This is a genomic window from Paenibacillus durus ATCC 35681 (genome assembly GCF_000993825.1).
Classification (GTDB): Bacteria; Bacillota; Bacilli; order Paenibacillales; family Paenibacillaceae; genus Paenibacillus_AQ; species Paenibacillus_AQ durus_B.
Map to the genome: position 1 here is coordinate 1,106,651 of NZ_CP011114.1, position 13,604 is coordinate 1,120,254.

14 protein-coding genes and 1 riboswitch are annotated in these 13,604 nt (G+C 53.2%); of the genes, 11 read left to right on the forward strand and 3 right to left on the reverse strand.

What is annotated here, in order from left to right; genetic code table 11:
- From VK70_RS04925 to VK70_RS04940, 4 genes are read left to right on the forward strand one after another with little or no spacing between them, the layout of a single operon-like run.
- On the forward strand, nt 1–564 hold the full coding sequence (locus VK70_RS04925; protein ID WP_025694949.1) for a cob(I)yrinic acid a,c-diamide adenosyltransferase: 564 nt from the start codon (nt 1–3) through the stop codon (nt 562–564).
- A 1-nt stretch (nt 565) separates the two neighbouring features.
- Nucleotides 566–1,564 (forward strand): RluA family pseudouridine synthase, encoded by a 999-nt coding sequence (locus tag VK70_RS04930; protein WP_046722931.1) that lies wholly within the window; start codon nt 566–568, stop codon nt 1,562–1,564.
- A gap of 18 nt (nt 1,565–1,582) precedes the next feature.
- Entirely contained in the window at nt 1,583–1,948 is a 366-nt protein-coding gene (locus VK70_RS04935; RefSeq protein WP_025697117.1) for an arsenate reductase family protein, read from the forward strand.
- Between the two features lie 26 nt (nt 1,949–1,974).
- A complete protein-coding gene (locus VK70_RS04940) occupies nt 1,975–2,955 on the forward strand; it encodes a 5'-3' exonuclease (RefSeq protein WP_025697116.1) in 981 nt (326 codons plus the stop codon).
- Between the two features lie 192 nt (nt 2,956–3,147).
- Here the strand turns inward: VK70_RS04940 and VK70_RS04945 are convergent, their stop codons facing one another.
- Nucleotides 3,148–4,047, reverse strand: a complete 900-nt coding sequence (locus tag VK70_RS04945) for an SDR family oxidoreductase (RefSeq protein ID WP_025697114.1) — start codon at nt 4,045–4,047, stop codon at nt 3,148–3,150.
- Between the two features lie 300 nt (nt 4,048–4,347).
- Between VK70_RS04945 and VK70_RS04950 the strand changes: the two genes are divergently transcribed.
- Both VK70_RS04950 and VK70_RS04955 read left to right on the forward strand, forming a co-directional pair.
- Nucleotides 4,348–5,229, forward strand: a complete 882-nt coding sequence (locus VK70_RS04950; protein WP_025697113.1) for an ROK family protein — start codon at nt 4,348–4,350, stop codon at nt 5,227–5,229.
- A gap of 219 nt (nt 5,230–5,448) precedes the next feature.
- On the forward strand, nt 5,449–6,465 hold the full coding sequence (locus VK70_RS04955) for an HRDC domain-containing protein (protein ID WP_025697111.1): 1,017 nt from the start codon (nt 5,449–5,451) through the stop codon (nt 6,463–6,465).
- A gap of 95 nt (nt 6,466–6,560) precedes the next feature.
- On the opposite strand, the gene corA is transcribed toward VK70_RS04955, so the two are convergent.
- Nucleotides 6,561–7,496: a magnesium/cobalt transporter CorA gene (gene corA / locus VK70_RS04960; protein ID WP_025697109.1), complete on the reverse strand. Its 936-nt coding sequence runs from the start codon at nt 7,494–7,496 to the stop codon at nt 6,561–6,563.
- A 459-nt stretch (nt 7,497–7,955) separates the two neighbouring features.
- Nucleotides 7,956–8,086: riboswitch (SAM riboswitch) on the forward strand.
- A 115-nt stretch (nt 8,087–8,201) separates the two neighbouring features.
- Here corA and metA point away from each other — a divergent pair.
- From metA to mqnC, 3 genes are all read left to right on the forward strand, one after another.
- Nucleotides 8,202–9,119 carry a homoserine O-acetyltransferase MetA gene (metA, locus tag VK70_RS04965; protein ID WP_025697107.1) on the forward strand — a complete coding sequence of 306 codons (918 nt, stop codon included), beginning with the start codon at nt 8,202–8,204 and terminating at the stop codon, nt 9,117–9,119.
- Nucleotides 9,120–9,186: 67 nt separating this feature from the next.
- Entirely contained in the window at nt 9,187–10,386 is a 1,200-nt protein-coding gene (locus VK70_RS04970; protein ID WP_025697105.1) for an aminotransferase class I/II-fold pyridoxal phosphate-dependent enzyme, read from the forward strand.
- A gap of 375 nt (nt 10,387–10,761) precedes the next feature.
- Entirely contained in the window at nt 10,762–11,898 is a 1,137-nt protein-coding gene (gene mqnC, locus VK70_RS04975) for a cyclic dehypoxanthinyl futalosine synthase (protein ID WP_025697103.1), read from the forward strand.
- Nucleotides 11,899–12,096: 198 nt separating this feature from the next.
- Here the strand turns inward: mqnC and VK70_RS04980 are convergent, their stop codons facing one another.
- Nucleotides 12,097–12,276, reverse strand: a complete 180-nt coding sequence (locus VK70_RS04980) for a transcriptional regulator (protein ID WP_025697102.1) — start codon at nt 12,274–12,276, stop codon at nt 12,097–12,099.
- Nucleotides 12,277–12,468: 192 nt separating this feature from the next.
- Here VK70_RS04980 and VK70_RS04985 point away from each other — a divergent pair, with 192 nt between their 5' ends.
- Together VK70_RS04985 and VK70_RS27025 are read left to right on the forward strand one after the other, a co-directional pair.
- Nucleotides 12,469–13,311 carry an SPFH domain-containing protein gene (locus VK70_RS04985; RefSeq protein ID WP_025697100.1) on the forward strand — a complete coding sequence of 281 codons (843 nt, stop codon included), beginning with the start codon at nt 12,469–12,471 and terminating at the stop codon, nt 13,309–13,311.
- A 12-nt stretch (nt 13,312–13,323) separates the two neighbouring features.
- Entirely contained in the window at nt 13,324–13,500 is a 177-nt protein-coding gene (locus tag VK70_RS27025) for a type II toxin-antitoxin system antitoxin (RefSeq protein ID WP_036590522.1), read from the forward strand.
- Nucleotides 13,501–13,604 lie beyond the last annotated feature (104 nt).

The following is a 13,604-nucleotide window of genomic DNA, read 5'->3' on the forward strand; positions in this document are numbered from 1 at the left end:
GTGGCGATTTATACGCGAACGGGCGACCGGGGTGAGACCTCGGTCATCGGCGGGCGGGTCTTCAAGGATGATCTCCGGATCGAAGCTTACGGAACGATTGATGAGCTGAACGGCTTTGTCGGGCAGGCGCGCAGCATGATGGATGACGAACGATTTGCCGATGTGCGGGAGCAGCTGCTGGAGATTCAGCATGAGCTGTTCGATTGCGGCTCCGATCTGGCTTATGTAAAGCAGGACGAAGGAAAATACAAGGTAACAGGCGAAATGGCGGAGCGGCTGGAGCGGTGGATCGATTCTTTGCAGGCGGAGAATCCGCCGATTGAGCGGTTTATTTTGCCGGGCGGCAGCGGTCTTGCCTCTGTATTGCATATCTGCCGGACCGTGTGTCGCCGCGCTGAGCGCCGGACCGTCACGCTTGGACGCAGCACGGATATCAACTGGGAGACGGTGGCTTACTTGAACAGGCTTTCGGATTATTTCTTCGCACTGGCACGCACGGCCAATACGCGGCTTGGGGTAGCCGATGTGGAATATATCCGCGGCGCCAAGGTGTTCAGGGACTGAGATGACAACGTACTATCCGCCCATCGCCTACACGGTTCCTGCTGAAGAAGAGGGCATGCTGCTCAAAACCATTCTGCAAAAGCGGATGGACGTGTCGCGCAAGCTGCTGTCCCGCCTTAAACTGACCGAGCGTGGAATTACCCTGAACGGAGAAAGAGTCTATATCAGCGTGCATGTCCGCGCCGGCGATCTCGTCGAGATTCGGATGGAGACGGAGACCTCGGAGGATATTTTGCCGCAGCCGATTCCGTTCGATATCCTTTATGAAGACGAGCATCTGCTCGTGGTCAATAAGCCGGCAGGGATGATCGTTCATCCCACCCATGGCCACTATACCGGGACGCTGGCTAACGGAGTCGTACATTATTGGGCGCACAAAAAAGAGCGCTACCGCTTCCGGCCCGTCCACCGGTTGGACCAGGAAACGTCCGGCGTGCTCGCAATCGCGAAAAATCCGTACAGCCATCAGCATATTTCAGAGCAGATGCTAAACGGCGCCGTGGACAAGCGTTATATCGCGCTCGTTCACGGCGTGCCCGTGCCGGAGCGCGGAGACATCGACGGCCCGATCGACCGCGATCCGCTTGAGCCGCATCGGCGGATCGTAACGCCGGACGGTTATCCGTCGCTGACCCGGTACGAGGTGAAGGAGCGGTATCCTTCCGCTTCAAAGGTCGAGCTGAAGCTGCTTACCGGCCGCACGCATCAGATCCGCGTGCATATGACGTCCATTGGCTCGCCGTTGATCGGGGACCGGATGTATCGGCATCCGGTATACGATGCGGCAGGGCCCGCCGCGGCAGCGGAGCTTGAGGCCGTATCGGCGCTGGACGCCGCGATCGGCCGCCAGGCGCTGCACGCGGCGCGGTTGATCTTCGCTCATCCGATCCATCGCCGCGAGATGACATTTGAGGCGCCGCTTCCTCCGGATATGGAAGAACTGGAAGCGCGGCTCAGGAAGCCGCAAGAGACGAAGCAAATCCCCAATAATCAGACTTGATCTAAGGAGAATCAATTCATGAGTCAATTGATCGTATATCATTATCCGAAATGCGGCACCTGCCGGAATGCGTTGAAATGGCTGAAAGAGCAGGGACATGACCTGGAGCTTCGCCATATCGTGGAGCAGACTCCGAGTGTTGATGAACTAGGTGAACTGGTCGCCGCAAGCGGACTTCCGCTCAAAAAGTTCTTCAATACGAGCGGCGAGGTCTACAAGCGGGAGAATCTGAAAGAGAAGCTGTCGAACCTCAGCGAGCGCGAACAGCTGGAGCTGCTGGCCGGGAACGGGATGCTGATCAAGCGCCCCATTGTCAAATTGGGAGGTAAGGTATCGGTTGGATTCAAGGAAGAGGATTTCCGCCGGATCTGGGGAACCGAATAAGTTCTTGAAATGGAGGTAAAACGCGCATGAGTACAGAAGCTAGAGACCGCGTGATGATTGTGGATGGCATGGCGCTCTTGTTCCGGGCTTACTACGCCACCGCCTACGGAGGCTATATCCGCAAGACGGCAAGCGGTCTGCCAACCAATGCCGTGTACGGCTTTTTACAGTATTTCTTCGACGCCGTCGCGGCCTTTGAGCCTTCCCACGTCGTATGCTGCTGGGATATGGGCAAGAGCACGTTCCGTACCGAAAAATTTGACGGCTACAAATCGAATCGCGCGGAGCCTCCGCTGGAGCTGATTCCGCAGTTCGATCTCGTTAAAGAGGTAGTCGCGGAGCTGGGCGTACCGAACGTGGGCATTCCGGGCTATGAGGCGGACGACTGCATCGGCACGCTGGCTTCCTGCTTCAGCGAGGAGTCTGAGGTGCGCATATTGACCGGAGACCACGATATGCTTCAATTGGTGAGCGACCGGGTCAGTGTCATTATTATGAAAAAAGGCCGGTCCAACTACATGGTGTACGATCCGGCAACTCTGCTGGAGGAGAAAGGACTGACCTCTTCCCAGGTCATCGACCTGAAAGGATTTATGGGCGATACAAGCGACAACTATCCCGGCGTCCGGGGAATCGGCGAGAAGACGGCGCTAAAGCTGCTGGCCGAATACCGGACCGTGGAGGGCGTAATTGAAAATCTGCACCTTCTGCCCAAGGGAGTGCGGACCAAGATCGAAGCCGATCTCGATATGCTGCACCTGTCTAGGGAGCTGGCGGAGATCCGCTGCGACGTCCCGCTGGACTGTACCCTGGCCGAGTGTCTATGGGAAGTGCGGCGGGAACCGGCGGCGCGAAAGTTCAAGGAACTGGAGTTCGGAAGCCTGATGTATCTCATATCGGCGCCAAAGGAAGAGGAGCGGGAAGACGGAATTGTGGAGATTGAGCTTCCCGAATGGCAGGGCAGCCGATCCGGAGCGGGCTCCATTAAGGCCGATCCGTTTGCATAATCGGATTTATGAGCAAAGAAGACTGTTCCAGACGGCGCAAGCGTCTTAGGAACAGTCTTCTTTTTGGATGGACAGGGGTAATCGTCCTGATCATTTTGTCAGTCAGTCAGACAGGCGGACATGTTGATGCGGCGCCACAACGCTTCATATGTCCGCCCCAGGCCAATCGGCAGAGCATGAGGCCGGTCCCGGTCAGCTCGTCGTCATCATTCCGCCGTTGACGTGGATCGTCTGGCCTGTAATGTAGGAGCCGTCGTCCGAAGCGAGCAGAACATAGACCGGAGCCAGCTCGTAGGGCTGGCCTGCGCGCTTCATCGGCGTATCGGCTCCGAGCGTTTTGACGGCCTCCGGCGGCTGTGTCGCCACATTGAGCGGCGTCCAGAACGGACCGGGAGCAACGGCGTTGACCCGGATGCCCTTATCCGCCAAATTATTGGCAAGGGCGCGGGTGAAGCTGACGATGGCGCCTTTGGTGGAGGAATAGTCGATCAGATTTTTTCTGCCGATATAGGCGTTGACCGAGGCAGTATTCACAATGCTGCTTCCTGTGGGCATATGCGGGAGAGCAGCCGTTGTCATATGAAAAAAAGAGATGATATTCGTATCGAACGTCATGCGAAGCTGCTCTTCTGTAATATCCAAATAATTTTCCCGGACAAACTGGACGCCTAAATTGTTCACCAGAATATCAAGCCGCCCATAGCATTCGAGCGTCAGACTAACGGCTCTTTGGCAGGATTCCTTCCGCCTTAAATCCCCGGGAATCAGCAGACAGCGGCGGTCCAGCCTTTGTACAGCTTCTCTTGTCTCCACGGCATCCTGATGCTCGCAGAGATAAGCGATGGCCACATCAGCGCCCTCTTTGGCGAAGGCTACCGCGACCGCACGGCCGATGCCGCTGTCTCCTCCGCTGATCAGCGCCGCTTTGCCCTGGAGCTTGCCGCTGCCTACGTAGTTCGGATTATCGTAAATGGGCCTTGGCACCATCAAAAATTCGAGTCCTGGCTGCCTGTATTGATGCTGCGGCGGGAACGTCAGGGGAACCTGCTTACACTGCACCTCTGACCCGAAATATGGAATTTGCGGATTCATAATAGTCCTCTCTGAGACAGTTTTGCACCCAGTATATTCCGCCCATGTGCAAGAGGTGCCTAGATACGGCATGTCAGCGGGAGTTTAAGCAGGTCCGAGGGTCCGCCTAATCCTTCGCCATAAAGTGCGTAATGGTAGAATAGAGAAGAAGAATCCATTAATTGGGCGGGATTGGCAGGCTGCTAGCTGACTATTATCTATGCCATTCGCTTGTCATTCATTCGGCGGACAAAGTATAATAGGTAGCGAATATTGTTTACGCCTGTAAGCGTATGCATTAATAAAGGGGGAAACGCGCAAGTGAAATTATTGGGTGCGATTGAAGCGGGAGGAACGAAGTTTGTATGTGGAATCGGGCATGAGGACGGAAGCATTATCGACCGAGTGAGCTTTCCTACGACCCATCCGGAAGAGACGATGGCGCAAGTATTCCAATATTTTGAAGGTAAAAATGTCGAAGCGATCGGCATTGGCTCGTTCGGGCCGATTGATCCGGTGCTTGGAAGTCCGACATACGGTTATGTTACGACCACGCCGAAGCCTTTTTGGAGCCAATATAATCTGGTAGGTGCGGTCCGTGAAAAAATAGATGTGCCGATCGGCTTTGATACCGATGTCAACGGCGCGGCTCTTGGCGAGTATAAATGGGGCGCGGCGCAGGGCTTGGACAGCTGTCTGTACATAACCGTGGGAACGGGAATCGGAGCCGGAGCCGTTGTGGGCGGCACGCTGATTCATGGTCTGTCCCATCCGGAAATGGGGCATATCTATGTCCGCCGCCATGAGCAGGATACCTTCGCGGGAACCTGTCCTTTTCACGGAGATTGCTTAGAAGGACTCGCCGCAGGTCCTGCCATCGGAAGCCGGTGGGGCCGTCCGGCGGTTGAGCTTGCACCGGATCATCTGGCATGGGAGATAGAGGCTCATTATCTAGCTCATGCTCTGATGAGCTATGTTCTGATTCTGTCTCCACAGAAAATTGTCATGGGCGGCGGCGTCATGAAGCAGAGCCATCTCTTCCCGATGATTCGCACGAAGCTGCAGGAGCTGCTTAAGGGCTACGTGCAGCATGCTTCATTGGCTGCTGATATCGACAGCTATATTGTCTCTCCGCAGCTTGGCGATAATGCCGGGCTGGCCGGCTCGATCGCTTTGGCAAGCATGGCCCTTAACAGGGAGTAATCGCTCGGGGTTCAGGCGATAAGCTGCCTTTTGCGCAAAGGGGATTGACTGTTCGTAAAAATATGGTATCGTATGGATTAACAGTATAGCCGTTTGGTAGAGGAAGCGCCTCTTTCACGTTAGCCGTGAGGGAGGCGCTTTTTTGCGTGGAATCTACCGGAAGCTTCTTACTTGGGCCGGCATACTGAACATTACCAAATGTAAAGGCAGGGAAAGAACATGCAAATTGTATTCATGAACCGATTGTCCAAAAATTCCGGCGAGTCCCCGGGGGATTTCGCCCAGCTGTGGATCGGCGAGGAGGAGGGCGTGTGGCACCTGGGCTGGCGCGATTTTGGCGAAAATCCGGAATCTGCCGATTCTACATGGTATGAAGGAAGCTCATGGAATGAGATGCTGGGGGTATATAGGCATGAGCTGGCGGTCAAAATGGGAGAAGGCTACCGCCCGCTGATTGATGGCGTCTTTCATGAAGAGGCGGCTATGACCGGACGAAATCAGGAGCAGATGAAGCTTCAATATTACAGCGAGCAGTACGGGAACGAGGCGGTATATGAAGAGCTGTGCGCATGGAGGCGGAAAAGAGCCTCTTTGGAGCATAAAGCGCCATATCTGCTTGCGAGCAACCGGCTGCTGCGACTCTTGAGCGCCTATCTGCCGCAGTCGTTGGAAGAACTGCTGCAAATTCCAGGCGTGGGGGAAGCCAAGGCTGAACAGTACGGTCCGGAAATATTGGCCGTTACTTCCGCTGCCCCGCGCAGCCATTTCTTCCCGCTAAGCTGGGTTGGCAAGGAGATCGAAGAGGAATCATTCACCTCCTGGCTGTATAAGCAGAAGGAGATCAAATATAAGAAGCAACTGGGCCGCCTTCGTCTGCGGCGGCAGCTTCTAGAGGGGATCGCGGACGGCTGTGGACTGGAGGAGCTTACAGCGCGCAGCCAATACTCCCGCAGGGAGATCCTGGAGGCTGTGGAGGAACTGGAGAAGGACGGCTATACTGTCGATCCGCTGATTCAGCGGGAGCTCATGGAAATGCCGCTCGCCGAGCAGGAAGCGGTCTGGAACGCTTACAGGGAGCTTGGAGACTTATTTCTGAAGCCGGTGCTGCACAAAGTATACGGAGAAGATGCCGCGCCCGAAGGCGGTCTGGAAATGTATTACGAACGGCTGAGGCTGATCCGGATTCGCTTCCGGAGAGAGAATGCGGGAGCGGCCGTAGCAGTAGAGAATTCGTAGAAGCAATTGTAAGCCCAGCAAAATAAATGAAGGTCTCCCTTGCGCAGTAGCCTGCGCGTAAGGAGACCTTCGTTTATGGGAAGCTTGGTCTGCTGTCATAGCCAATCTTTTTTACGGAATAGATACAGCATGCTGCAGCCTAGCGTCACCATGGCGCCAATGACGCCGTAGTAGCCGTATTTCGTGTGAAGTTCAGGAATATTATCAAAGTTCATCCCGTATATGCCGGTAATCACGGTCAGCGGCATGAATATGGTCGTAATCGCCGTAAACACCCGCATGATTTCATTGGCGCGGTTCGCGATACTGGATTGATAAGCTTCTCGCAAGTTGCCCATCAGGTCGCGGTATGTCTCGAATGTCTCGGAGATTTTGACCGCGTTCTCGTAGATGTCGCTGAAATATTTCTGCAGCTGGTCGTCGATCAGCCGTAAATCTTTTTTGTTGAGAGTGTTAACGACTTCCTTCTGCGGACCGAGCATTTTCTTCAGCCACAGAATTTCGCTTCGCAGACCGATAATTTCACTTAAGTGCGATTTCTTGGTATGCATTAGAATATCCTCTTCCAGCTTTTCGATCCGCACCTCGATCCGGTCGCCGACGGCGAAATAATTGTCCACAACAAGGTCGATCAGCAGATAGAGGAACCGGTCGGGCGCGCCGACCTCCTGCTCCCACAACATGGGCTTCAGTACGCGCAATTCGTTAATCTTCTGCTTCGTGACGGTAATGATAAAGTGCCGCCCAAGAAAAATATTAAGGGCGCGCAGGAAAATTTCCTCGTCGTCAAAACGGATGCTGTTTACCACAATAAAATAATGGCTCTCGTAAATTTCGATTTTGGGACGCTGTTCCTCATCGCTGAGGCAGTCTTCCACAGCCAGATCGTGCAGATTGAACAGAGGCTGCAGCAGCTCCAAATCCTCCACGTCGGCGTCAATCCAATAGAACCCTTCTGTCGGAGGGTTAAGGGTCAGTTTAATATCATCCACAGGGGTAAAAATGCCTGCATTAACCAGCCGGATCTTCATCTGATTCACTCCTTCTCTCCCTAGCTTGCCCAGGGATATGCTTATGAAAGCACAGGGAAAAATCAGCTTGACCGGCGGTTGCAACTATGGACCGCTTTATATTCCGAAGGCATGAAGAAGAAGCGCTCCCGCCGCCGGCAAGCTGATATTCATCCTGTACGGTTGTTCCTGATCAGCGCTGTGCTGCGTACTCGGGTCGCCTTCCATTCTTCATCTCACCTCTTTTATTAATAAAATTTATTATTTCAGGGTCTCCGCAAAGTACCGGATAGTCTTCTTAGCCAAGGCTTCACTTTGTGGAGCGATCTCTGAAACCCTTGTCTAGTATAACGCCGGGTAATGCCTCTTTCAAGAAAAATTGTTGTCATCTTAAAGACTCTACGAACAGTGTATGGACTTGACGAAAGCCGGGTTCATGATTTAAAGTGATTTATAAGAATTTTAATTGAATATGTCCAAATCTTATCAAGAGCAGGTGGAGGGACTGGCCCGATGAAACCCGGCAACCGGCGTGAAACGCACGGTGCTAATTCTTGCAGAGACGCAGGCCGATTGTAGGCAGTTTTGTTGCGTTGTCTGACAGATGAGAGAGTATCATATGTGTATACCTATGACCTTTCTCGTCTATTTCGGGAAAGGTTTTTATTTGTTTCTTGATATAACCGCTTCCTGCGGTTTCCAATTAATAGAAGGAGTGAGCTTGCAATGCCGATCAAGATTCCCGACAGTCTACCCGCTAAGGAGATCCTATCCGGGGAAAATATTTTCGTTATGGATGAAAGCCAGGCCTTTCACCAGGATATCCGTCCTCTGCGGATCGCCATCTTAAACCTAATGCCCACTAAAGAAACTACCGAAACGCAGCTGCTGCGTCTGGTCGGCAACTCGCCTCTGCAGGTGGATGTCACGCTGCTTCATCCAAGCTCCCATACCTCGAAAAACACATCGGCGGAGCACTTGGAGAGCTTCTATAAGACGTTTAACGAGATTAAGCACCGCCGTTTTGACGGTCTGATCGTGACGGGCGCCCCTGTGGAGCAGATGGATTTTGAGGATGTGAACTACTGGGAAGAGCTGAAAGAGATTTTCGAATGGAGCAAGGACAACGTGACTTCGACGTTGCATATTTGTTGGGCGGCTCAGGCGGGACTTCACTATCATTATGGCGTCCGTAAGGTCGGTCTGTCTGAGAAATGCTTCGGCGTGTTCCCGCACTGGACCACTGCACCGAATACCAAGCTGCTGCGCGGCTTCGACGAGCTGTTCTATGTGCCCCATTCCCGGCATACGGACATCTCACGCGAGGATGTGTTGAATACGCCGGATTTGCAGATATTGGCGGAGTCGGAGGAGGCCGGCGTTTATATCGTCGCTACCCATGACGGCCGGCAGATTTTTGTGACCGGGCACTCCGAGTACGATCCGTTCTCCCTGAAAGGGGAGTACGATCGCGATATCGCGAAGGGGATGAATATAGCGCTGCCGAAGCATTATTTCCCGAACGATGATCCGGAGCGTACGCCGCCCGCCGTATGGCGCGCCCACGCGAACCTGTTGTTCTCCAACTGGCTTAACTATTACGTCTACCAGGAAACGCCATACGATATCGGGCCTGTAATATGAATGCTGTACCTTTAAGACAAGCCATATTATATTGAAGATAATAGGTACTAATTTTGGGGGGTTAATCATGAACGACAAACTTAGAATTGAAAGCAGACTGGCCCAAATCGGCTCACAGGAAGACCCGGCGACGGGCGCAGTGAATTATCCGATATACCAATCCACCGCATTCCGGCATCCAAGGCTTGGACAAAGCACAGGCTTCGACTACATCCGGACCAAGAATCCGACACGCTCTGTGCTGGAACAAGCGGCTGCTGAACTGGAGTCCGGCGACGCCGGATTCGCGTGCAGCTCCGGCATGGCCGCTCTGCAAACCATTTTCACCTTATTCGGGCAAGGCGACCACCTGATCGTCTCGCTGGATTTGTACGGGGGCACGTACCGGATGCTGGAACGGATTATGTCCAAATTCGGCGTCTTCGCTTCCTATGTGGACACGAATGATTTTGACGCGCTGGAATCGGCCCGCCGGGATAACACGAAAGCGGTCTTCATCGAGACGCCGACCAACCCGCTGATGATGATTACTGATATCGAGGCGGTGTGTACCTGGGCCCGCCGCCACGGAATGCTGACCATCGTGGACAACACGCTGTTGACGCCATATTTCCAGCGGCCGCTTGAGCTGGGCGCGGATATTGTCATCCACAGCGCGACCAAATATTTGGGCGGGCATAACGACGTGCTGGCTGGGCTGATTGTAACAAAGGGCAAAGAGCTGTCGGAGGAGATGGCGATCCTGCATAACTCAATCGGCGCCGTTCTCAGCCCGAGCGACAGCTACCAGCTAATGAAAGGCATGAAGACGCTGGCGCTTCGCATGGAGCGGCATGAGAGCAACTCCCTGGCTATCGCTCGTTTTCTAAAAGAACATCCGGCGATTGCGGAAGTGTTCCATCCGGGTCTTCAAGGGCATCCGGGGTTTGATATTCAACAGCGCCAGTCGAGTGGCAACACCGGCATTTTCTCCTTCAAAGTCAAGGACGCCAGATATGTGGAGCCTATTTTACGCCATATCAAGCTGATTGCGTTCGCCGAAAGTCTCGGCGGAGTCGAGTCGCTGATGACTTACCCCACAATTCAGACACATGCCGATATTCCCGCTGAAATCCGCGATGCGGTGGGCGTGGATGACCGGCTGCTGCGTTTCTCGGTCGGCATCGAGCATGTTGACGATCTTATTGCCGATCTGCGGCAAGCGCTGGAAGCGGCGCGAACGGAGCTTGAGGCGGATAGCGCCCAGGCCGGCCAGTCGGTACATTAATCGGCGGATTCGCTGCAGGAGCAAGAGCATAGTGTCAATTGAACTAGACGGTATCGCCAAACGCTGGCGGCGCCGTCTTTTTGTAAATATAAGCTATAAGCTATACGCTTATAGAGGATCTTATATTTCTACGAGAAACGGTACCGTCCCTAAAAGGACGGCGCAGCCGTTTCTTCTTGATTCGTGCAAATACGCCTTACTATGCTGCAAATTCAACCCGTTTTGCGGGTTTTTTGTGCCTTTTACAGGGCATAGGACGAAAAAGACGGTTTTTAACCGCAGCGGATTGTGATACGATGAATTAACGGACATATTCCTTTGTCATACAAATTTTATGGATTTATTATGCATGGTTGTAAAAGGAGGGTGCAAACGATGGGCGCGATCGATCAAATTTTGAATAAAGCGCTGCAGGGCGAACGCCTTGGAGTTGAAGATACGGTCAGACTGTTTGAGAGCAACGAGATTGAGAAAATGGGCGCTGCGGCGGATATCATAATGAAAAGATGGCATCCCGAGCCGGTGACGACGTTCGTTATCGGCCGCAATATAAACTATACGAATGTATGTGATGTGTACTGCCGATTCTGCGCTTTTTACCGCAGACCTGGCTCAGAGGAAGGCTACGTCCTGCCGGATGAGACGATTTTTGAAAAAATCAGAGAGACCATCGCCGTGGACGGAACGGAGATCCTGATGCAAGGAGGCACGAATCCCGATCTTCCTTTCAGTTATTATACGAATCTGCTGCGCAACATCAAGGAGCGATTCCCCGGCATCACGATGCATTCCTTCTCCCCGGCGGAGATTATGAAAATGAAGGAGATTTCCGGCCTGACGCTGGAAGAGACGCTGCGCCAGATTCATGCGGCGGGTCTGGATTCACTTCCCGGAGGCGGAGCGGAAATCCTGGATAACCGGACACGGAAAAGAATCAGCCGGCTCAAGGGCCCGTGGCGCGACTGGATGGAGGTTATGCAGACGGCGCACCGAATCGGCATGAATACGACGGCAACGATGGTGATCGGACTCGGGGAGAGCATGGAGGAGCGGGCACTGCATCTTCTGCGCATCCGTGAAGCCCAGGACGAATGCATTGCGAAGAACTACAATTCGGAGGGCTTCCTGGCCTTTATCTCTTGGACATTCCAGCCGGATAATACGAATCTGAAGCTGGAGCGTCAGAGTCCGGAAGAATACCTGAAGACGGTGGCAATCAGCCGGCTTGTGCTCGACAATATCGAGAACTTCCAATCCTCTTGGGTAACGATGGGGCCAGAGGTTGGCAAGCTGTCGCTGCAATACGGCTGCAACGATTTCGGCAGCACAATGATTGAGGAGAACGTTGTTTCCTCGGCGGGCGCGACGTACAAGGTTAACATCGAGTCGATTTTGCAAATCATCCGTGAGGCTGGCAAAATCCCGGCGCAGCGCAACACGCAGTACGATATTCTGAAAGTATTCAACGACGCTTCCTCGGGAGTGCGGCGCGATTTTGTGATGCAGAATTAAATGGCTGCGGCTTTAATAAAGAACCTTCAGCTCCACTTTTATAGTGGCTCTGAAGGTTCTTTTGCATATTGATGGGATTCGTTCACTCGGATCTGCCCATTGGGACGGCTATTGAGTCGAGGCATGTCCAGGTAATTGCGCCCCAAGGAGTATCATCGTAAAGGGTATCCGGACGGATTTCCAGCGGATTCCATGATTCTATTCAGCGGCTTCCCATTTGCAGCGGACCGGGGAAACGATCGCGTTTTCTTTTTTAAGCTCGTTAAAGGCCTTGTCGATCTCCTTGCGGTCCAGTCCGGAGAGTTTCTCCACTTCCCCCGCGCTAACGGGTTTGCCGGCGGATTTAATCGTTTCCAACACCTGTTCCTTCACGCTCATTGCTTTATCCACCTCCTCACGTGTAAACGCTTAATTAAAGAATTCTCTATCAAATCTATAGTATAGGAAGATTCGGGAAGACATCTGTGATTTTTTTCGTAACCTTCAGTTGGATGGAATTAAAGATTTACAACGATATCCAATAGTGATATCATTTAAGTATCAAATACATATCTTTTTTGGAGGTGCCTTATGCAAGAAAAAATGCTTCGTCCCATTAACGGCTTCTGGATTATCGCTATAATTGTCATCTGCTTGGGTGGTGGGGTTTACGGAGCAGCCCGTGGCTATGATGTAGTGCCTGTCATTTTATTCGTGGCTGCGGGGGTGCTCGCGACAAGCATTACGGTGGTGCAGCCCAATAAGTCGGTCGTGGTCACTTTTTTCGGCAGATACGTTGGGACGATTTCGGCCAGCGGTATGTGGGCCGTTATTCCGCTCAGCAAGCGTAAGACGGTTTCCCTTAGAGTCCGCAATTTCAACAGCGTTAAGCTGAAGGTAAACGATATAGAGGGCAACCCGATCGAGATCGCCGCTGTCGTCGTGTTTAAGGTCATCAATTCGGCAAAAGCGCTGTTCGATGTTGATAAATACATGGAATTTGTTGAAATTCAGAGTGAGACGGCGCTTCGCCATGTGGCGAGCAAATATCCTTACGACAGCTTCAGCGGAAGCGGCATGTCTCTGCGCGCCAATGCAGAGGAAATCGCCAAGGAACTGGCCTTGGAGCTGCAGGACCGGCTGTCCCTGTCGGGGGTCGAAGTTCTGGAGGCGCGCCTGACGCATCTTGCGTATTCCACTGAAATCGCCAGCACCATGCTTCAGCGCCAGCAGGCTTCGGCCATTCTGTCGGCGCGGCAGATCATTGTGGAGGGTGCGGTCGGCATGGTGGATATGGCGATCAAGCAGCTTAAGGAGAACGGTGTTGTAGAGCTGGACGAAGAACGGAAGGCGGCTATGATCAACAATCTGATGGTGGCCATTGTATCCGAGCGCGGAGCGAACCCGGTTATTAACGCCGGCTCGTTGTATTAAGGCGGTCTTATCATGGCGGCCAAGAAGAACTTTCCGCTGCGCATTGATCCCAGGCTCTATGAAGCGCTGGAGCGTTGGGCGGGGGAGGAGTTCCGCAGTGTAAACGGACACATCGAGTATTTGCTGCGGGAGAGCCTGAAGCGCGCTGGCCGCTTGCCTGATCGAAAGCCGCATGATGAACAGCTCTGAGCAGAGCTGCTGTTGACCCGGCGGCTTGACGGGAACGGCCGTTAGGATTTATAATTACACATTATTCACGCGAATAGCATTGACAAAGACATGAATCGACTTCC

Excerpts from the sequence above, each read along its gene's own strand:
- metA (WP_025697107.1), top strand. The coding sequence starts at position 8,202 with ATGCCGATCAAGATTCCCGACAGTCTACCCGCTAAGGAGATCCTATCC.
- VK70_RS27025 (WP_036590522.1), top strand. The coding sequence starts at position 13,324 with ATGGCGGCCAAGAAGAACTTTCCGCTGCGCATTGATCCCAGGCTCTAT.
- VK70_RS04980 (WP_025697102.1), bottom strand. The coding sequence starts at position 12,276 with ATGAGCGTGAAGGAACAGGTGTTGGAAACGATTAAATCCGCCGGCAAA.
- corA (WP_025697109.1), bottom strand. The coding sequence starts at position 7,496 with ATGAAGATCCGGCTGGTTAATGCAGGCATTTTTACCCCTGTGGATGAT.
- VK70_RS04945 (WP_025697114.1), bottom strand. The coding sequence starts at position 4,047 with ATGAATCCGCAAATTCCATATTTCGGGTCAGAGGTGCAGTGTAAGCAG.
- VK70_RS04935 (WP_025697117.1), top strand. The coding sequence starts at position 1,583 with ATGAGTCAATTGATCGTATATCATTATCCGAAATGCGGCACCTGCCGG.
- VK70_RS04940 (WP_025697116.1), top strand. The coding sequence starts at position 1,975 with ATGAGTACAGAAGCTAGAGACCGCGTGATGATTGTGGATGGCATGGCG.
- VK70_RS04970 (WP_025697105.1), top strand. The coding sequence starts at position 9,187 with ATGAACGACAAACTTAGAATTGAAAGCAGACTGGCCCAAATCGGCTCA.
- VK70_RS04930 (WP_046722931.1), top strand. The coding sequence starts at position 566 with ATGACAACGTACTATCCGCCCATCGCCTACACGGTTCCTGCTGAAGAA.
- mqnC (WP_025697103.1), top strand. The coding sequence starts at position 10,762 with ATGGGCGCGATCGATCAAATTTTGAATAAAGCGCTGCAGGGCGAACGC.
- VK70_RS04985 (WP_025697100.1), top strand. The coding sequence starts at position 12,469 with ATGCAAGAAAAAATGCTTCGTCCCATTAACGGCTTCTGGATTATCGCT.
- VK70_RS04955 (WP_025697111.1), top strand. The coding sequence starts at position 5,449 with ATGCAAATTGTATTCATGAACCGATTGTCCAAAAATTCCGGCGAGTCC.